Below are 14,491 nucleotides of genomic sequence, written 5' to 3'. Positions count from 1 at the left end.
TCAGCGTGCGGACTGGTCACGCTCGTCTGCCGCTTTAAGCACATCGATAATAGATTGCCCAACCGCCTTAGCTACTGGCGGCGGGAAGGCATTACCAACCTGCCGGTATTGCGCCGTCTTCCCGCCGAAGAAATCCCAACTCGTTGGGAATCCCTGAACAATCGCGGCTTGCCGCACGGTGAGCATCGGCCCGTCCGGGCCAAATAGGTCGCGTTCCTCAGTCTGCTTCACCTTGCACGTGGCGGCGTCGTTTGCCACGCCCATTCCGGAGATTCCAAGCTGGCGCCAAGCTGCTTTCGCGCGGCTTGGTCCAAGATCCGCACCGCCATGCTTCTTTGAACCCCCTACGAGGGTAGGGGCAACCCCTCCGCCCTTACCTCTCAGTTCATTCTCTCGCTCTTTCGCCTTCCCGTACCATCTCTCATAGGCCGCATGAGCCCGGCGCGAATGGACCCCGTCGAAGTACTGCGCATAACGCTCGAGCATTGACTTTTGAAGTCCATCAGCAATGCTTACCGGTTCGTCATGCGTAGCCGTCGGCCACTCGTACTTCAAGTCCTTGATGACGTCATCACGGAAGGCCACAAGAATGGCGCGTGGCCTGAGCTGTGGCACCCCAAAGTCACTGGCTTCCAGGACTCCCCAATTTGCGAGAGTGTAGCCGAGGCCGGACTCCTCAGCCATTTGGCCATCATCGCCACGATATGTGCCCCCCTGAAGCCTGGCCGTAATCCAGTCACGATAATCCGAGAATTTTGGATCCATAATTCCGCGGACATTCTCGATCATGACAGCACGCGGCTTGAGGGCCTCAACTAGCTCCAGCATGCGCGGGAAGAGGTCTCGCTCATCATCCTTACCCAGTTGCTTCCCGGCATGGGAGAACGGAGGGCAAGGCACACCGCCGGCCAGCAGGTCCAAGCCCCGCATTTTCAACAGCTCGGCACTTTTCCGCACATCTCGGTAGGGGTCAAACTCCTTGACATCTGCTGACAGGACGTCGCAGTGCTCTCTTTCCCAAGCCCATACCTCGTGGTCTTCGATATTCAGCCTGAGCGTCTCGACCGCGTGCGCATCAATCTCGACCAGCGCCAGGTGACCGAAGCCTGCCTGGTGAAGACCGATGGCTTGCCCGCCAGCTCCAGCACAGATTTCGATCGATGTGAACTGAGGCTCCATGGGCGCCGCACTGGCACCCTGAGTTTCCTGCGTGTGGGTCATGCCCCTCCTTACAGCCGTGCAGTGGCAGACACACCTTGCGATCCACCATCACTGAGGGTGACAGACCCCACTGACAACGAGACCCGACCAAGTGTGCAACACGCCCCGCAGTTATTGGAACGCACCCTCTACCCTGCCGAACACTTATACGATATTGCGCATGCGGATACCTGCCTGGACCGAGGATGAACTTGTGCTTGCTGGGGCCCTGGTCGTGAGGAACGGCTGGCGCGAGCTGCGCACCAGGGACCCGGAGGTCCAGGAGCTCTCAGAGTTGCTGCGTTCGCTGCCTCTCCACACAGCCGAAGCCCGCGCCCTGCCGGGCTTCAGGTCCCTGGACAGCGTGAGCCGCAAGACCACGGACTTCATGACCAACCACAGTGCGTACACCGGTAAGGCCACACGCTGCGGCAAGCCCAACCCTGCTCATGATCCAGGCTTTCACCAAGCGTGAAGCTGAGATGTGCCAGGCAGCCGAAGTCCTCGCGGAAAGCATCAGCTCTGGCGAACTGCACCTCATACCGCCGCAGCCCGACGAGGTCGACGAAACGGGAGCAACGGCCGTAGAGGGTCGTCTCCTCGTCCGCCGGGCGCTGGTTCGCGAGCGGGACCCCAGACTCCGCGCCCGGAAGATCGAGCACGTACAACGTCGAGGGCTCCCGCTGCAGTGTGACGTCTGCGCCTTCGATTTCGCCCGCACGTACGGCGAGCTGGGTCTCGGCTACATCGAGGTGCACCATGTCACGCCCCTCTACGTCGCTGGTGTCAGGGAAACCAGGCTGGAGGATCTTGTATGCCTGTGTGCCAACTGTCACCGCATGTGCCACAGAACCCGCCCCGGAGAATCCTGGCGCACGCCAGCCACTCTCCGGGAACTCATGCGAAAGCATGCTGAGGCGACCAACCAATAGGCGGCATCCGCTTCGGCCTCATAGTGCATCTGCGCCCGGTCCAGCACGTCGTCTGGGTCCAGGCCGCGTGCGGATGTCCAGTGCAGCAGGTCGGCGATCAGCTCGACCGCTGACTCCTCCATGACCGTTTCGCACCGGCCGGGCAGGACAGGCGTGCCGCGCTCTCGATAGCTCTCCAGCGCGTCAATGGCGCGCTCCATGCGCAGGCACACGGCGTCCGAACCCAGTTCGATCTCACACCACACCGCTTTGCCCAGCGCGGTGACGACCGTCCCCCAGTCCACGGTCATGGCGGCGAGCATGTGCAGGCCGCGGCCGCACTCCGCGTCGCAGTCGGCCGTGCGCACCGAGGGCAGGGCGCTGCTCTTGTCGTGCATCTCGACACGCAGCCGCTCGCGCTTCCACTCCAGGATCAGGGTCGCCGGCGAGCCTTCGCCCACGTGCTTGATGACGTTCGTCGCCAGCTCCGTCACCACGAGCTGTGCCGCGTCGCAGGCGGTCGGAACGCCCCACTGCCCGAGCTGCGTGGCGGCGGCCCGCCGCAGCAGACGTACTTCCGCCGGCAGTGCCTCAAAGGGCAGGACGCAGCGGCGCTGACGGTCCTTGATGTCGATTCCAGGCATGAGCGGTTTTCCCTCCCGTGCCACGCGCATGCTGCGCCCGCCGTATCCGAACGGCTGCATTGCGTAGCTGTCCGTCACAGAGAATGACACAGAGAACTCTCTCTGTGTAACTTCTCACGAGCCTCGATCGGGTGAATCGCATAGTGAGCGGGCTGCGGCGCTACCTAGCCTGTTCACACCCCGGGCACCCGCCCGGTGAGCGCTTGAGGAGTTCCATGTCCGTACGGACCACTACACGCCGTCGTCAACTCGGCGCGATGCTACGCAAGTTGCGGGCCCGCAAAGGGCTGACCCTGGAGGAGGCCGGCGGGCTGGTCGGCGTATCGAAGGCGACGGTCAGCCGGTACGAGACACAGGCTGGGCCGGTGAAGTGGATCGTCGTGGACGCGCTGTGCCGTGAGTACGGGGCTGCGGATGCCGAGCGCGAGGCCGTGGTGCGTCTGGCGAAGGACGCCAAACAGCAGGGGTGGTGGAGCTCGTTCGCCGACTCCATCCCGGAGAGCATGAACCTCCTGCTCACCCTTGAGGACGAGGCCGTACGCGAAGACCACTTCTCCTGCGTCTACGTCCCCGGCCTTATCCAGACCCGCGCCTACAGCACCGCTCTGCAGAGGGCCAACGAGATCCCCCTGGAACCGGCCGAGATCGAGCGCCTGGTCGACATCCGCATGAAGCGGCAGGAGATCCTCACGCGTCCGAAGCCGCCTCGCCTGTGGGCGATCCTCGACGAGTCCGTGATCCGCCGGGTCGTGGGCTCACCGGAGATCATGAAGGAGCAGCTCGGCCAACTTCTCGAAATCCAGGAGTCACCGCACATCACGCTTCAAGTGCTGCCGTTCTCAAACGGAGCTCATGGCGCCGCTCTCGGCAGCTTCGTGATCATCGGCGGTACCGAGTCAGCCCTCGACGTGGTCTACGTGGACTTCCACACCGGCTCGCTGTTCCTGGAGAAGGACGAAGAACTGGAGCGATACAGACTTGCGTTCGAGTACCTCCGCGCACAAGCGTTGGACATGGAGGCCTCCTCCGCCCTGATCCACCGCGCACGCAAGGAGCTGTAGATGCCCGCCCGTCCTTCCACCCGTCGTGAGCTCGCCTGGTTCAAGTCGACGTACAGCGGCGCGAACACGACCGAGTGCGTGGAATGCGCGCACGCCGCCGACGGCACACTCATACGCGACTCGAAGTGGGCGGGCGGCCCGATGGTCCACGTAGCGAGAGGACCATGGCTCGTGTTCATACGGTCCCTGACGAACGGGGCACCCAACTCACGTACGGCATAGCCTCGCCGGGATGCTACACAGGGGACCGGGACCGGCCGTGGCCCTCTGGCTCGGGTCAGTCCCGTCGGCAACGATCCAGTGCGGTACGGACCTTGTTCAGGCCCTCGGCTCTCCAGTGGGCCCGGTCCGGCATCTGGTCGGCTTCGCGCCAGCGCCAGGCCGAGAACATCGCCCAGTTCAGGGCGCGGCAGCGGTTGATCAGGGGCTGGTCGGCTCCCGGGTAGTGCTCGGCCACTTCCTCGGGGGCGTGGGCCAGGTCGAATTCGATCGGTCCGCGGCAGCAGGTGGCGAGGTCCACGAAGAGGGGGCCTGTGGTGGTGTTGAGGAGGTTGCCCGGGTGGGGTTCGCCGTGGAGCAGTTGGTCGGGGGCCCCGCCTGTGCTGATTTCCGCGCTCAGGGCGGTGAGGGTGTCGGCGAGGAACCTTCGGTCGGCCGGCGGGAGGTCCGGGGACTGGTCCGCGTCGTTCACCACGCGCAGGGCCGCGGTGACCCGGTCCGTGAAATGCGGTGCGTTCAGGTCGGTGTGGCGCAGCGCCGCGTGGTGCCGCAGGAACGCGGTCGCGTAGGCGGGCGGGGTGATGTCCGTGCCCAGCGGTTCGTAGTAGGTCCAGAGGGAGATGGCGAAGGTGTCGCGGACATGGACCTTCGGGGGGACCCTGGGGTCCAGTTCCGCCACCGGGGCGTCGGTGGTGGCGAGGGCGCGGGCGACCTCCACCTCGAACTCGGAGTCGGCGAGGTGTCCCGGCGGGGCCACCCGGAGCAGGACATCGCAGGGGAGTAGGCGCAGTACTACGCGGTCCGAGTTGTGGATGACGGTCACGTCGTCGGTCTCGAGTCCCAGCTCCGCGGCCGTGGCGCGTGCCGCCTCGACCGCTCGGCGGAGTTCCGGTGGCTCCATGCAGTACTCCCCGTCGCCTCGTGAGCGCTCTTGCGGCTCGGAGAGATCCTTATTCAATCCGGCCTGCCCCGGCAACGCCTTTTGGGCCGGTTGGATGTGGATGGGGGGTGAGGTGACGGCAAATCATCTACAGTCCCGAGCCGGCTGCCGGGGCCTGTACGACCCACCCCCCATGGCCGCGAGTCCCTCACGATCTCCGTCCGGCCCAACGCGGAGCACGGTACCCGGGGCCACTGACAACGCCCCGGCCTCCGTCCGTCAGCCCTCGATGTCGAGTGCCGTTCCGTACAGGCGGTCGGCCTTCAGGCGGATGACCAGTCGGCGTTCGGCCACCAGCTGTTCCAGGAAGGCCTGTTCGTTCTCCGGTCTCGCGTTCTCCGGGATCATTCCCAGGAGTTCGCGGCCGATCGCGTCGCCCGGTGTCGTCGTGACCTCCGAGGCCTCCGCCTCGCCCTCAGCCACGGCGAACGACCACACGTCGCCGCCGTTCACATGGAGCGCGGCGCGCGGGTTGTGGCGCAGGTGTTTGAGCTTGACGCGGTCTGCCGTGGTCGAGAAGCGGGCCGTTCGGGACTCGGGGTCCCAGCTGTAGACCATGGTGGTCAGGTGGGGGTGGCCGCTGCGCTTGACGGTGGCGAGGGTGCCGAACTGCTGTCGGGCGAGGAGGTCGGAGAGGGCTTCGTCGGACAGGGGGCGTGGCCCGGGTCGGTTGGTCATGACGGGGTCAACAGCGGTGGGAGCGCGGTAATTTCGCGCCCAGCGCTACGAAACCGCTGTCACGCGGACCACCGCGTCGCGGGTCAGCGTGCGGTCGGGTGGGGTGTCGTCCAGGGCTCGGTGGAGGGTCAAGCCCTCGATCAGGGCGTCCAGTTGGCGGGCCGTGCGCGGGGGGAAGTGGTGCTCCAGGAGGGTGCGGCTGCGGGCCATCCAGTGGGCGCACAGTGTGCGGTACGGCTCGTGGCGGGCAGCCAGGGTGTAGAGCTCCTGGGTGAGGATCAGGTCGCGCCGGGGGCCCTCGGCCAGGGTGTGGATGAGGTCGGTGACGGCTTCGCGGGCCTCGTCGGGGGTGGTGGCGGGGGCCAGGTGGTGTTCGAAGACGGTCACTATGTGGTCGGCGTAGCCGGTGAACGCCTCGAGCAGCAGGCCGTCGATGCCGGTGAAGTGGTACGTCATCGAGCCCAGCGGGACCCCGGCCCGCACGGCGATCTTGCGGTGGGAGACGCCGGCCACGCCCTCCTCGGCGATCAGGTCGAGCGCCGCCGCGAGGATGCGCGCGCGGCGGTGGGGGTCCGTGTGTCCGGTGGCCATGGAGTGTGTACGGGGCTCAGAGCGTGCGGACCGGGCGGGCGGGGTTGCCCACGGCCACGACGTTCGCCGGGATGTCCTTGGTGACGACCGCGCCCGCGCCGATGACGGAGTTGTCGCCGATGGTCACACCCGGGCAGATGATCGCGCCGCCGCCGAGCCAGACGTTGTCGCCGATGGTGATGGGGAGCGCGGCTTCCAGCTTGTCGCGGCGAGGCTGGGGCTCCACCGGGTGGGTGGGGGTGAGGAGTTGGACGTTCGGGCCGATCTGGCAGTCCTCGCCGATGGTGATCCGGGCGACGTCCAGCGCGGTCAGGTTGTAGTTGACGAAGGTACGGGCGCCGATGCTGATGTTGCTGCCGTAGTCGACGTACAGCGGCGGGCGTACGTCGATGTCCTCCCCGGCGGAGGCGAGCAGCTCGGTGAGGATCGGGCGCGCTTCGGCGGGGTCCTCCAGGTAAGCGGCCTGGTAGCGGGCGGTCAGCCGCATGGCCTCGCGCTGCCGGCGGGCGATCTCCGGGTCGTCGGCGATGTAGAGGTCGCCCGCGAGCATGCGCTCGAGGTTGGTGCGCGGGTCGTTCGCGAAGTAGTCGTCCGTCGGCATGCGTACGATCGTACGCCTCGAAGGTGTACGACCGTACACTCCCCGGGAGGGTGAGGGTTAGCCCCGTTCACCCCGTTCCACGCAGAACTCATTGCCTTCCGGGTCCGTCATCGTGATCCACCCCTTGCCGTCGGGACGGGTGTGGTCGGCCAGTTGGCGGGCGCCCAGGGCTATGGCGCGCTCCACTTCCTCCGCGCGGGTGCGGCCCTTCGGCTGCAGGTCGAAGTGGATTCGGTTCTTGGCGGTCTTGCCTTCCTCCACCCGGACGAACAGCAGGCCCGGACCGCCGTCCGGGTCCGCGATAAAGGCCTCCGGGTCGCCCGGCTTGTCGTCGTCGGCGAGCGGCCTGCCGAGCAGCGCGCCCCAGAACTGGGCCAGGTCGTAGGGGTCGCCGGTGCAGTCGAAGGTGATGTGGCGGATGGTGGGGTTCAACGGTCCTCCGGGGACGGTCGGTTGGTGACGCGTTTGGCCGATCGGCCGGTCGCAGGATGCCGTCCGGGGAGGGTGCGCGTCCAACCGTTTGACGGTGGAGGCGGGCCGGTGGGAGGAAATGGCTCTTCAGGGGGCGGCGGGGGGGGTGGCGCGCGGCTTGCCGGGAACGGTCGTGGGCGAATGCGCCAACCGGTTGCGGGGGCGTTAGCCTCGGAGATCGGTGAGAGGCCGTCCGGGTGGGCGGTGTGGCAGGAGGTAGGCAGGCATGGCCAAGGTTCCCAGTTCCGTGGTGGCCGCGAGCGGGCTCGTCGGAGGGTACGGCGTGGCCCGCTGGACCCGGAAGCGGCAGCTGGGCGGGGTCGTCCTCGCCGCCGCCGGGGCCGCTGCCGCGCAGCAGTGGCGGGAGCGGGCCGGCGGCAAGGCCGCGGGTGCGCTGACGGTGGCGTACGTCGCCGCGTTCGCGGGGTCGCACCCGCTGTCGAAGAAGGTGGGCGCGTGGCCTGCGGTGTTCGGGGTGGCGGGCGCGGTGGCGCTGGCGTCCTGGGCGGTGGCCGACCGGCGCGGCTGAGCCGGCCCCTCCCGGGCCGGGAGGCGTCCGGCCGACATGCAAGGGCTCGGGGACCCGCGGCGGGGTCGCCCCCCTAGGGGCGCGGGGAACTGCGCGGACGACCCCCCACGCACCCGCGCGGAGCGTTACGCGCCCAGTGTTCTGGATACCGTGTAGATCACGAGGCCGGCGAGGGAGCCGACCACCGTGCCGTTGATGCGGATGAACTGGAGGTCGCGGCCGATGTTGGCCTCGATCTTCTTCGTCGTGTGTTCCGCGTCCCAGCCCGCCACCGTGTCCGTGATCAGGGACGTGATCTCCTTGCGGTAGGTGGTGACCACGTACACCGCCGCGCTCTCCAGCCAGCCGTCCACCTTGCCCTGGAGCTTCGGGTCGAGCGACATGCGCGCGCCGAGCGAGAGCAGCGAGGCACGTACACGCAGGCGGAGTTCGCTGCGCTCGTCCTCCGCCGCCGACACGATCATGGACCGTACGGCCGTCCAGGCGGACGCGATCAGGTCCTGCACCTCGCCCCGGCCGAGGACCTCGCTCTTGAGGCGTTCGACGCGGGCGCGGGTGTCCGTGTCGGACTGGAGGTCGGAGGCGAAGTCGGTGAGGAACCGGTCGAGGGCGCCGCGCGCGGGGTGGGACGGCATGTCGCGCATCTCGGTGACGAAGCGCAGCAGTTCCTTGTAGACGCGCTCGCCGACCTTGCGGTCCACGAACCTGGGCGTCCAGCCGGGCGCGCCGCCGTGGACCGCGTCCATCACCGTGTCGCTGTGCAGCACCAGCCAGTCGTGCGCACGGGTGACGATGACGTCCACGGCCCGCTTGTGGCCGCCGTCCGCGACGATCCGCTCCAGCATTTTGCCCATGCCGGGCGCGATCTCCTGCGCGTCGGCCCGGCGGGTGATGGCCTCCCCGACCACCGCCTGCACATCGGAGTCCCGCAGCACGGTGAGGGCGCCGCGCAGCGCCGCCGAGAGTTCCGCCGTCACCCGGTCGGCGTGTTCCGGGACGGCGAGCCACGCGCCGAGCCGGCTGCCGATGCCGACCGCGCGCAGCCGCTGCCGTACGACGGCCTCGGAGAGGAAGTTCTCGCCGACGAACTCGCCGAGGGAGACGCCCAGCTGGTCCTTCTTGGTGGGGATGATCGCCGTGTGCGGGATCCGCAGCCCCAGCGGGTGACGGAACAGGGCGGTGACGGCGAACCAGTCCGCGAGCGCGCCGACCATGCCCGCCTCGGCCGCGGCGGCGACATAGCCCGCCCACGGGCCTGCGCCCTGGTGCGACGCCCATGTGGTGAGGACGTAGACGACGGCGACGAACAGCAGCAGCCCGGTGGCGGTGAGCTTCATACGGCGCACTCCGCGCCGCTTCTCCTCGTCCGCGGGGCTGAACGTCGCCATCGCGCGGTTCACGAAGGCGCCGGCGGGGGCATGCTGCCCGTCGGCGATCCGGTCGCCGGTTTCCGCCGTGCCGGCCGCTTCGGCCTCTTCGGTCCGTTCCATCCGCTCCACCCGTTCGGTGATCCCTCACACATTGTCCCTTCCTGACCGACTCCTGGAACGGAACAGGAGTTCCCGGCGTCTGTTCGGAGGGGGTTTGTCCAGGGGGATCCCCTAGGGGCTCCCAGGGGGGTCCCGTGCGGGTCCCCCCGGACAGTCTTCCCCGCTCATGGATCATCATGGGTTCATCGGATCGGAGCCTCGGGCTCCCCATCGCCCGAGGAGAACGGAACAGCATGACCCGGGGTCGTGACGGGGGCGCGGACGCGCCTGACGCCAAGCAGCGCGCGCTGCTCGCCGCGGTCGTCGCCGCGATCGTGGCGGTCGCCGCCGCCATATACGTCGGAGCCGGCGTCGGGGTGGGGTCCGGTGACGGTACGCGGGAGCGCGACGCCCTCGCCGGGGGGCGTGGCGCGCAGAACGGTCCGGCCGCGCCCGTCGCCGGCGGTACCTGGGTCGCCTCCTGGGCGGCCTCCCCGGTCGGGGGCGAGCCCGGCACGGAGACCGGCGGTCTCGCTGGACGCTCGGTGCGCAACGTCGTGCACACCAGCGTCGGCGGTACGAGCGCCCGGGTCACGCTGTCCAACCTGTACGGGCAGGCGCCGCTGACCATCACGCACGCGTCGGTCGCGGTGTCCGCGGGGGCGGGTACGGCGGCGGCGGTCGTGGACAGCGTGCGGCCGCTGGCCTTCGCGGGGAGCGCGGGGGTCGTCGTTCCGCCGGGCGGGGAGGTGGTGAGCGATGCCGTGCGGGTCGCCGTTCCGCGGGACGGGGACGTGCTCATCACGACGTACTCGCCGAGCGCGTCCGGGCCCGTCACCTATCATCCGCACGCCCGTCAGATCTCGTACGTCGCGGACGGCGAGCACACCCGGGACGCGACGGGCATGCCGTACAGCGGGGAGAGCGTGGTCTGGCGGTATGCGACCGCGCTCGATGTGCTGAGTGCCGAGGCGGAGGGGACCGTCGTCGTCCTCGGGGACTCGCTGACCGACGGGATCACCTCGACGACCGGGACGAACCGGCGGTGGCCCGACGTGCTGTCCGACCGGCTGCGGGCCGCGATCGGGGACGGACGGGATGTGCCGCGGTACAGCGTCGTCAACGCCGGGATCAGCGGGAACCAGGTGCTCGCGGACGGGCTGGGGCGGCCCGCGGAGAATCCGAGTGGGGTGAACCGGTTCGAGCGGGATGTGCTGGGGCGGCCGAATGTCAGGGTCGTGGTGGTCGTGCTGGGGATCAACGACATTCTGCGGACGCCGGGGGTGGCTGATCCGGGGCGGATCGTGGACGGGCTGCGGTCGCTGGTCGAGCGGGCTCATGGGCAGGGGGTGAAGGTGGTCGGCGCGACGTTGATGCCGTTCGGGGGGCATCGGGGCTGGAGTGAGGGACGGGAAGGTGTGCGGGAAGTCGTCAACGCGGAGGTTCGGGCGGGGCGGGTGTTCGACGCGGTGGTTGATTTCGACCGGGCTGTTCGGGACGGGTACGACCCCCGGCGGTTCCGGGTGGAGTACGACTCCGGGGATCATCTGCATCCGAGTGACCGGGGGTATGCGCGGATGGGTGAGGTCTTCGACCTCGATGTGCTGAGGGGCGGGGCGCCGGCACGGTTGTAGGGGCGGGGTTTTCTCGCCCCCGCCGCCCCTTCCCGTCCCGAACCGGGGGCTCTGCCCCCGGACCCCCGCTCCTCAAACGCCGGAGGGGCTGAAGAGCCCCCCAGGAGACCTCAGCCGCGGTCCTCGCGCTCCGGGGAGCCCTCCAGCTCCCGACGGCGGTCCTCCTTGCGCTCCAGTCGTTCCCTGCGGCGCTCCTCCCGCAGGCGCTGCTTCTCCGCGCGCGGGAGCTTGCGGTCCACGCCCACCCCGCCCCAGAAGGCGAAGCCCGTGACGATCACCCTCGGGGCGCCGGGGTCACCCGGTACGCCCTCCTCGCGGTGGTCGAAGCCGCCCATGACGCCGATGCCGCGCACGATGACCTCGACACCGGGCGGGACGATGACCTCCACCCCGCCCATGATCGCGACCGCGTTGATGACGACCTCGCGGTCCGCGAAGTTCGCCTCCCGCAGATCGATCTCCCCGCCGCCCCAGAAGGCGAGACAGTTGAAGCGGCGCGGTGCCGTCCAGTGGCCCCTGCGCTGGAAGCCCGACATCACCGCCACCGCCCACGACGACGTGCCGGAGTCGTCGCCGCCGACGATCCGGCTCGCCCAACCGCCGCCGCGCTCCGGCTGTTTGGTGAGCGACACCGCCGGTACGGCCGCCGCGTGGTCCGGCAGGTCGCGGGTGATCGGCGTCAGTTCCCCGTAGGTGCGCGCCTGGTACGTCGCGTCCAGCCGCTCCTCGAACTCCTCCATGTCGAGGCGGCCCTCCGCGAGGGCGTCCCGCAGGATCTCGGCGACCCGTTCACGGTCGGCGTCGGAGGCACGAAGGTCCGGGACGGCTGCGTCTTCGGTCATACACAGCAGCCTACGAGTTATCTCCGCCACACGGCTACGAGGGTCACGTGACGGGCCGGTCCGCCCTATCTTCGTACATTCTCGCGATCACCGCCTCGATGTCCGGTTCCCGGACCGAGAGGTCCACCAGCGGGTACTCCGCCGCGATCCGCGACACCAGTTCCGACGCCGACGCCGACGCCGGGAACGCCAGCCACTGGCGCGGCCCCTCCACCCGTACCACCCGCGCGGGCGGCGGCGCCTCGATCGGCGGGAGTTCCCGCTCCAGGTCCACCACCAGCGTCCGCTCGCTCTCCCCCGCCTCGTGCAGCCCGGCGAGGGCACCGTCGTACACCAGACGGCCGTGGTCGATGACCATCACCCGCGAGCACAACTGCTCGATGTCCTGCAGATCGTGCGTGGTCAGCAGGACCGTGGTGGCCCGCTCGGCGTTCAACTGCCGCAGGAAGTCCCGCACCCTGGTCTTGGAGATGACGTCCAGACCGATCGTCGGCTCGTCCAGGTACAGCACCTCGGGGTCGTGCAGCAGCGCCGCCGCGATGTCCCCCCGCATCCGCTGGCCGAGGGAGAGCTGACGGACGGGTACGTCCAGCAGGTCGCCCAGGTCCAGGAGTTCGGTCAGCCGGGACAGGTTCTCCCGGTAACGGGCGTCCGGGATGCGGTACATGCGGTGCATCAGCTTGTACGAGTCGATCAGCGGCAGGTCCCACCACAGCGTCGTACGCTGCCCGAACACCACCCCGATCCGGTGCGCCAGCCGGGTCCGCTCACGGGACGGGTCGATCCCGGCGACCCGCAGCCGTCCCCCGCTCGGCGTGAGAATCCCGGTCAGCATCTTGATCGTCGTCGACTTCCCGGCACCGTTCGGGCCGATGTAGCCGACCATCTCGCCCCGCGCCACCGTGAAGGAGATCGAGTCGACCGCCCGCACCCGACGCCGCTCCCGTTTCAGGAAACCGGTCTTCCTGCGGACGTCGAAGACCTTCTCCACGCCGTCGAGTTCGATGAATACGTCGTCCATCTTCCGCTAACTCCCCGTGCTCCGGTACGACCTGAGTCCCGTCCGCCACGCCAGTCCCGCCAGCGCGCAGCAGCCCACCGCCACCAGCGGCGACGCGAAGGACGCCCACCCGGGCAGACCGATCGGGTACGGGCGGTCCAGGATGTGGGCGGCGGGCACCCAGTTGACGAAGGCGAGCGGCAGCATGAAGGTCGCCCCGCGCACCAGATCCTTCCCGAACACCGTCGGCGGATACTGCAGCAGCGTCGTCCCGCCGTACGTGAACGCGTTCTGCACCTCGGCCGCGTCCTGCGCGAAGATCTGGAACGCGGCGCCCGCCACGAACACCGCCGAGAAGATCGCCGCACCGCTGAGCACCATCACCGGCACCAGCAGCACCTTCACCGCCGTCCACTCCACGTCGACGGAGGACAGCGCCCAGCCCAGCACCACCGCGCCCTGGGCGACCCGGCCGAGCCGGCGCAGCGCGAACCGGTCCGCGCCGACCTGCGCCAGCACCGGCACCGGACGCACCAGCAGGACGTCGAACGAGCCGTCCCGCATCCGCGCGCCCAGCACGTCCATCGAGCCGAGCAGCATGTCGGCGATGCCGAACGACGTCACCGACAGCCCATACAGCATCGCGATCTCCGGCAGCGACCAGCCGCCCAGCGAGTCGACCTGCGTGAACATCAGCAGGATCCCCACGAAGTCCAGGCCCGTCATCAGCAGGTTCCCGAACACCGTGAACACGAACGACGTGCGGTACGTCATCCCGGAGCGCACCCACATCCCCGCGATCAGCCCGTACGCCCGCAGCCCCTCCACGAACACAGCGCGCTCACCCACCCTGCACCACCACCCTGCGCGTCGCCACCGACTGCAGCAGCCGGCCCGCCGCCAGCAGCGCCACCGCCCACGCCGCCTGGAACGCGAACGCCGCCGACGGATCCGTCTCCCCCATCAGCACATCCGCCGGAACCTGGATCTGCGCCGCCCACGGCAGCACCCGCACCACCTCGCCGAGCGTGCCCGGGAAGACGTTCAGCGGCAGCACCATGCCCGAGAAGAACACCCCCGTGATCATCAGCACCTGGCCGATGCCCATGCCGTCCATCAGCCAGAACACACACAGGGCCGCCAGATAGCGGATCGCGAAACTCACCACCGCCGCCAGCACCAGCGTCACCGCGAACGCCAGCCACGCGGCGGCCTCCGTGGGCAGCGCCATCGTGAAGAACAGCGAACCGAACAGGAACGGCACCAACCCGCGCCCCAGCAACTGGAACGCCGCCCGCCCCACATCACCCGCCAGCCACCACAGCTGCAGATCCACCGGCCGGTACAGATCCACGGCGACCTCACCGGTGCGGATGCGCTCCATCAGCTCCTTCTCCGCACCCCCGCCCTGGATCGCCAGCGTCGCGTACAGACACTGCCCCAGCCACACGTACGTCACCGCCTGCGCCTGGTCGTAGCCGCCCAGACCCGGCCGCTCGTCCCACAGCGCCAGATACGTGTACACGAGGATCAGCCCGAACACCGTATTGGTGAACACCCCCGCCGCCGTCGCCGCCCGATACGACGCGTACCGCCTGAAACCCCCCACCGCGACGGACAGATACAACCGCGCCGAGCCCACGCCCCACCCTCCTCCCGCAATCGGCACCAAAGCGCAGGAGCCTAAACCGCCCGCCACAC

General features: G+C 68.9%; 18 protein-coding genes. 5 read left to right on the top strand and 13 right to left on the bottom strand.

Features of this window, described 5'->3' with window-relative positions:
* Both ACGFR9_RS19125 and ACGFR9_RS19120 read right to left on the bottom strand, forming a co-directional pair.
* A complete protein-coding gene (locus tag ACGFR9_RS19125; RefSeq protein WP_311646201.1) occupies positions 1-1,221 on the bottom strand; it encodes a DNA (cytosine-5-)-methyltransferase in 1,221 nt (406 codons plus the stop codon).
* Between the two features lie 365 nt (positions 1,222-1,586).
* Complete coding sequence (locus ACGFR9_RS19120) at positions 1,587-1,961, bottom strand: hypothetical protein (RefSeq protein ID WP_311646276.1); 375 nt, start codon at positions 1,959-1,961, stop codon at positions 1,587-1,589.
* On the opposite strand from ACGFR9_RS19120, the gene ACGFR9_RS19115 reads away from it, so the two are divergent.
* Complete coding sequence (locus ACGFR9_RS19115; RefSeq protein ID WP_393210415.1) at positions 1,854-2,132, top strand: HNH endonuclease; 279 nt, start codon at positions 1,854-1,856, stop codon at positions 2,130-2,132. The genes ACGFR9_RS19120 and ACGFR9_RS19115 overlap by 108 nt on opposite strands.
* On the opposite strand, the gene ACGFR9_RS19110 is transcribed toward ACGFR9_RS19115, so the two are convergent.
* Positions 2,033-2,755, bottom strand: a complete 723-nt coding sequence (locus ACGFR9_RS19110) for an ATP-binding protein (protein ID WP_393209763.1) — start codon at positions 2,753-2,755, stop codon at positions 2,033-2,035. The genes ACGFR9_RS19115 and ACGFR9_RS19110 overlap by 100 nt on opposite strands.
* A 215-nt stretch (positions 2,756-2,970) precedes the next feature.
* Here ACGFR9_RS19110 and ACGFR9_RS19105 point away from each other — a divergent pair, with 215 nt between their 5' ends.
* Both ACGFR9_RS19105 and ACGFR9_RS19100 read left to right on the top strand, forming a co-directional pair.
* The gene (locus ACGFR9_RS19105) at positions 2,971-3,816 is read left to right on the top strand and encodes a helix-turn-helix transcriptional regulator (protein WP_311646205.1); all 846 of its coding nucleotides are present in this window, start codon (positions 2,971-2,973) and stop codon (positions 3,814-3,816) included.
* Positions 3,817-4,038: a DUF397 domain-containing protein gene (locus tag ACGFR9_RS19100; protein ID WP_311646207.1), complete on the top strand. Its 222-nt coding sequence runs from the start codon at positions 3,817-3,819 to the stop codon at positions 4,036-4,038.
* 55 nt (positions 4,039-4,093) lie between these two features.
* Here the strand turns inward: ACGFR9_RS19100 and ACGFR9_RS19095 are convergent, their stop codons facing one another.
* The 5 genes from ACGFR9_RS19095 to ACGFR9_RS19075 all read right to left on the bottom strand — a co-directional run bounded on the left by ACGFR9_RS19095 (position 4,094) and on the right by ACGFR9_RS19075 (position 7,277).
* Positions 4,094-4,936, bottom strand: a complete 843-nt coding sequence (locus ACGFR9_RS19095; protein WP_311646209.1) for a phosphotransferase — start codon at positions 4,934-4,936, stop codon at positions 4,094-4,096.
* A 258-nt stretch (positions 4,937-5,194) separates the two neighbouring features.
* Positions 5,195-5,653 carry a TIGR03618 family F420-dependent PPOX class oxidoreductase gene (locus ACGFR9_RS19090; RefSeq protein WP_030224698.1) on the bottom strand — a complete coding sequence of 153 codons (459 nt, stop codon included), beginning with the start codon at positions 5,651-5,653 and terminating at the stop codon, positions 5,195-5,197.
* Between the two features lie 45 nt (positions 5,654-5,698).
* Entirely contained in the window at positions 5,699-6,244 is a 546-nt protein-coding gene (locus tag ACGFR9_RS19085) for a TetR family transcriptional regulator (RefSeq protein WP_311646212.1), read from the bottom strand.
* A 16-nt stretch (positions 6,245-6,260) separates the two neighbouring features.
* Positions 6,261-6,845: a sugar O-acetyltransferase gene (locus ACGFR9_RS19080; protein ID WP_311646213.1), complete on the bottom strand. Its 585-nt coding sequence runs from the start codon at positions 6,843-6,845 to the stop codon at positions 6,261-6,263.
* 57 nt (positions 6,846-6,902) lie between these two features.
* A complete protein-coding gene (locus ACGFR9_RS19075; protein WP_030224707.1) occupies positions 6,903-7,277 on the bottom strand; it encodes a VOC family protein in 375 nt (124 codons plus the stop codon).
* Positions 7,278-7,542: 265 nt separating this feature from the next.
* Here ACGFR9_RS19075 and ACGFR9_RS19070 point away from each other — a divergent pair, with 265 nt between their 5' ends.
* On the top strand, positions 7,543-7,845 hold the full coding sequence (locus ACGFR9_RS19070; RefSeq protein WP_030224709.1) for a hypothetical protein: 303 nt from the start codon (positions 7,543-7,545) through the stop codon (positions 7,843-7,845).
* Between the two features lie 125 nt (positions 7,846-7,970).
* Here ACGFR9_RS19070 and ACGFR9_RS19065 read toward each other — a convergent pair whose 3' ends face one another.
* Entirely contained in the window at positions 7,971-9,335 is a 1,365-nt protein-coding gene (locus ACGFR9_RS19065) for a DUF445 domain-containing protein (RefSeq protein ID WP_393209755.1), read from the bottom strand.
* Between the two features lie 233 nt (positions 9,336-9,568).
* Between ACGFR9_RS19065 and ACGFR9_RS19060 the strand changes: the two genes are divergently transcribed.
* On the top strand, positions 9,569-10,948 hold the full coding sequence (locus ACGFR9_RS19060) for an SGNH/GDSL hydrolase family protein (protein ID WP_393209752.1): 1,380 nt from the start codon (positions 9,569-9,571) through the stop codon (positions 10,946-10,948).
* 110 nt (positions 10,949-11,058) lie between these two features.
* On the opposite strand, the gene ACGFR9_RS19055 is transcribed toward ACGFR9_RS19060, so the two are convergent.
* From ACGFR9_RS19055 to ACGFR9_RS19040, 4 genes are read right to left on the bottom strand one after another with little or no spacing between them, the layout of a single operon-like run.
* On the bottom strand, positions 11,059-11,790 hold the full coding sequence (locus tag ACGFR9_RS19055) for a DUF1707 domain-containing protein (protein WP_393209749.1): 732 nt from the start codon (positions 11,788-11,790) through the stop codon (positions 11,059-11,061).
* A 43-nt stretch (positions 11,791-11,833) separates the two neighbouring features.
* The gene (locus ACGFR9_RS19050; RefSeq protein ID WP_393209746.1) at positions 11,834-12,811 is read right to left on the bottom strand and encodes an ATP-binding cassette domain-containing protein; all 978 of its coding nucleotides are present in this window, start codon (positions 12,809-12,811) and stop codon (positions 11,834-11,836) included.
* A 6-nt stretch (positions 12,812-12,817) separates the two neighbouring features.
* Positions 12,818-13,582 (bottom strand): ABC transporter permease, encoded by a 765-nt coding sequence (locus tag ACGFR9_RS19045; protein ID WP_199809041.1) that lies wholly within the window; start codon positions 13,580-13,582, stop codon positions 12,818-12,820.
* Between the two features lie 49 nt (positions 13,583-13,631).
* Positions 13,632-14,432, bottom strand: a complete 801-nt coding sequence (locus tag ACGFR9_RS19040; protein ID WP_037893997.1) for an ABC-2 family transporter protein — start codon at positions 14,430-14,432, stop codon at positions 13,632-13,634.
* Positions 14,433-14,491 lie beyond the last annotated feature (59 nt).

The organism is Streptomyces sp. NPDC048584, from assembly GCF_043199595.1.
Taxonomy (GTDB): Bacteria; Actinomycetota; Actinomycetes; order Streptomycetales; family Streptomycetaceae; genus Streptomyces; species Streptomyces edwardsiae.
This window is presented reverse-complemented; position numbering and strand designations above follow the sequence as displayed.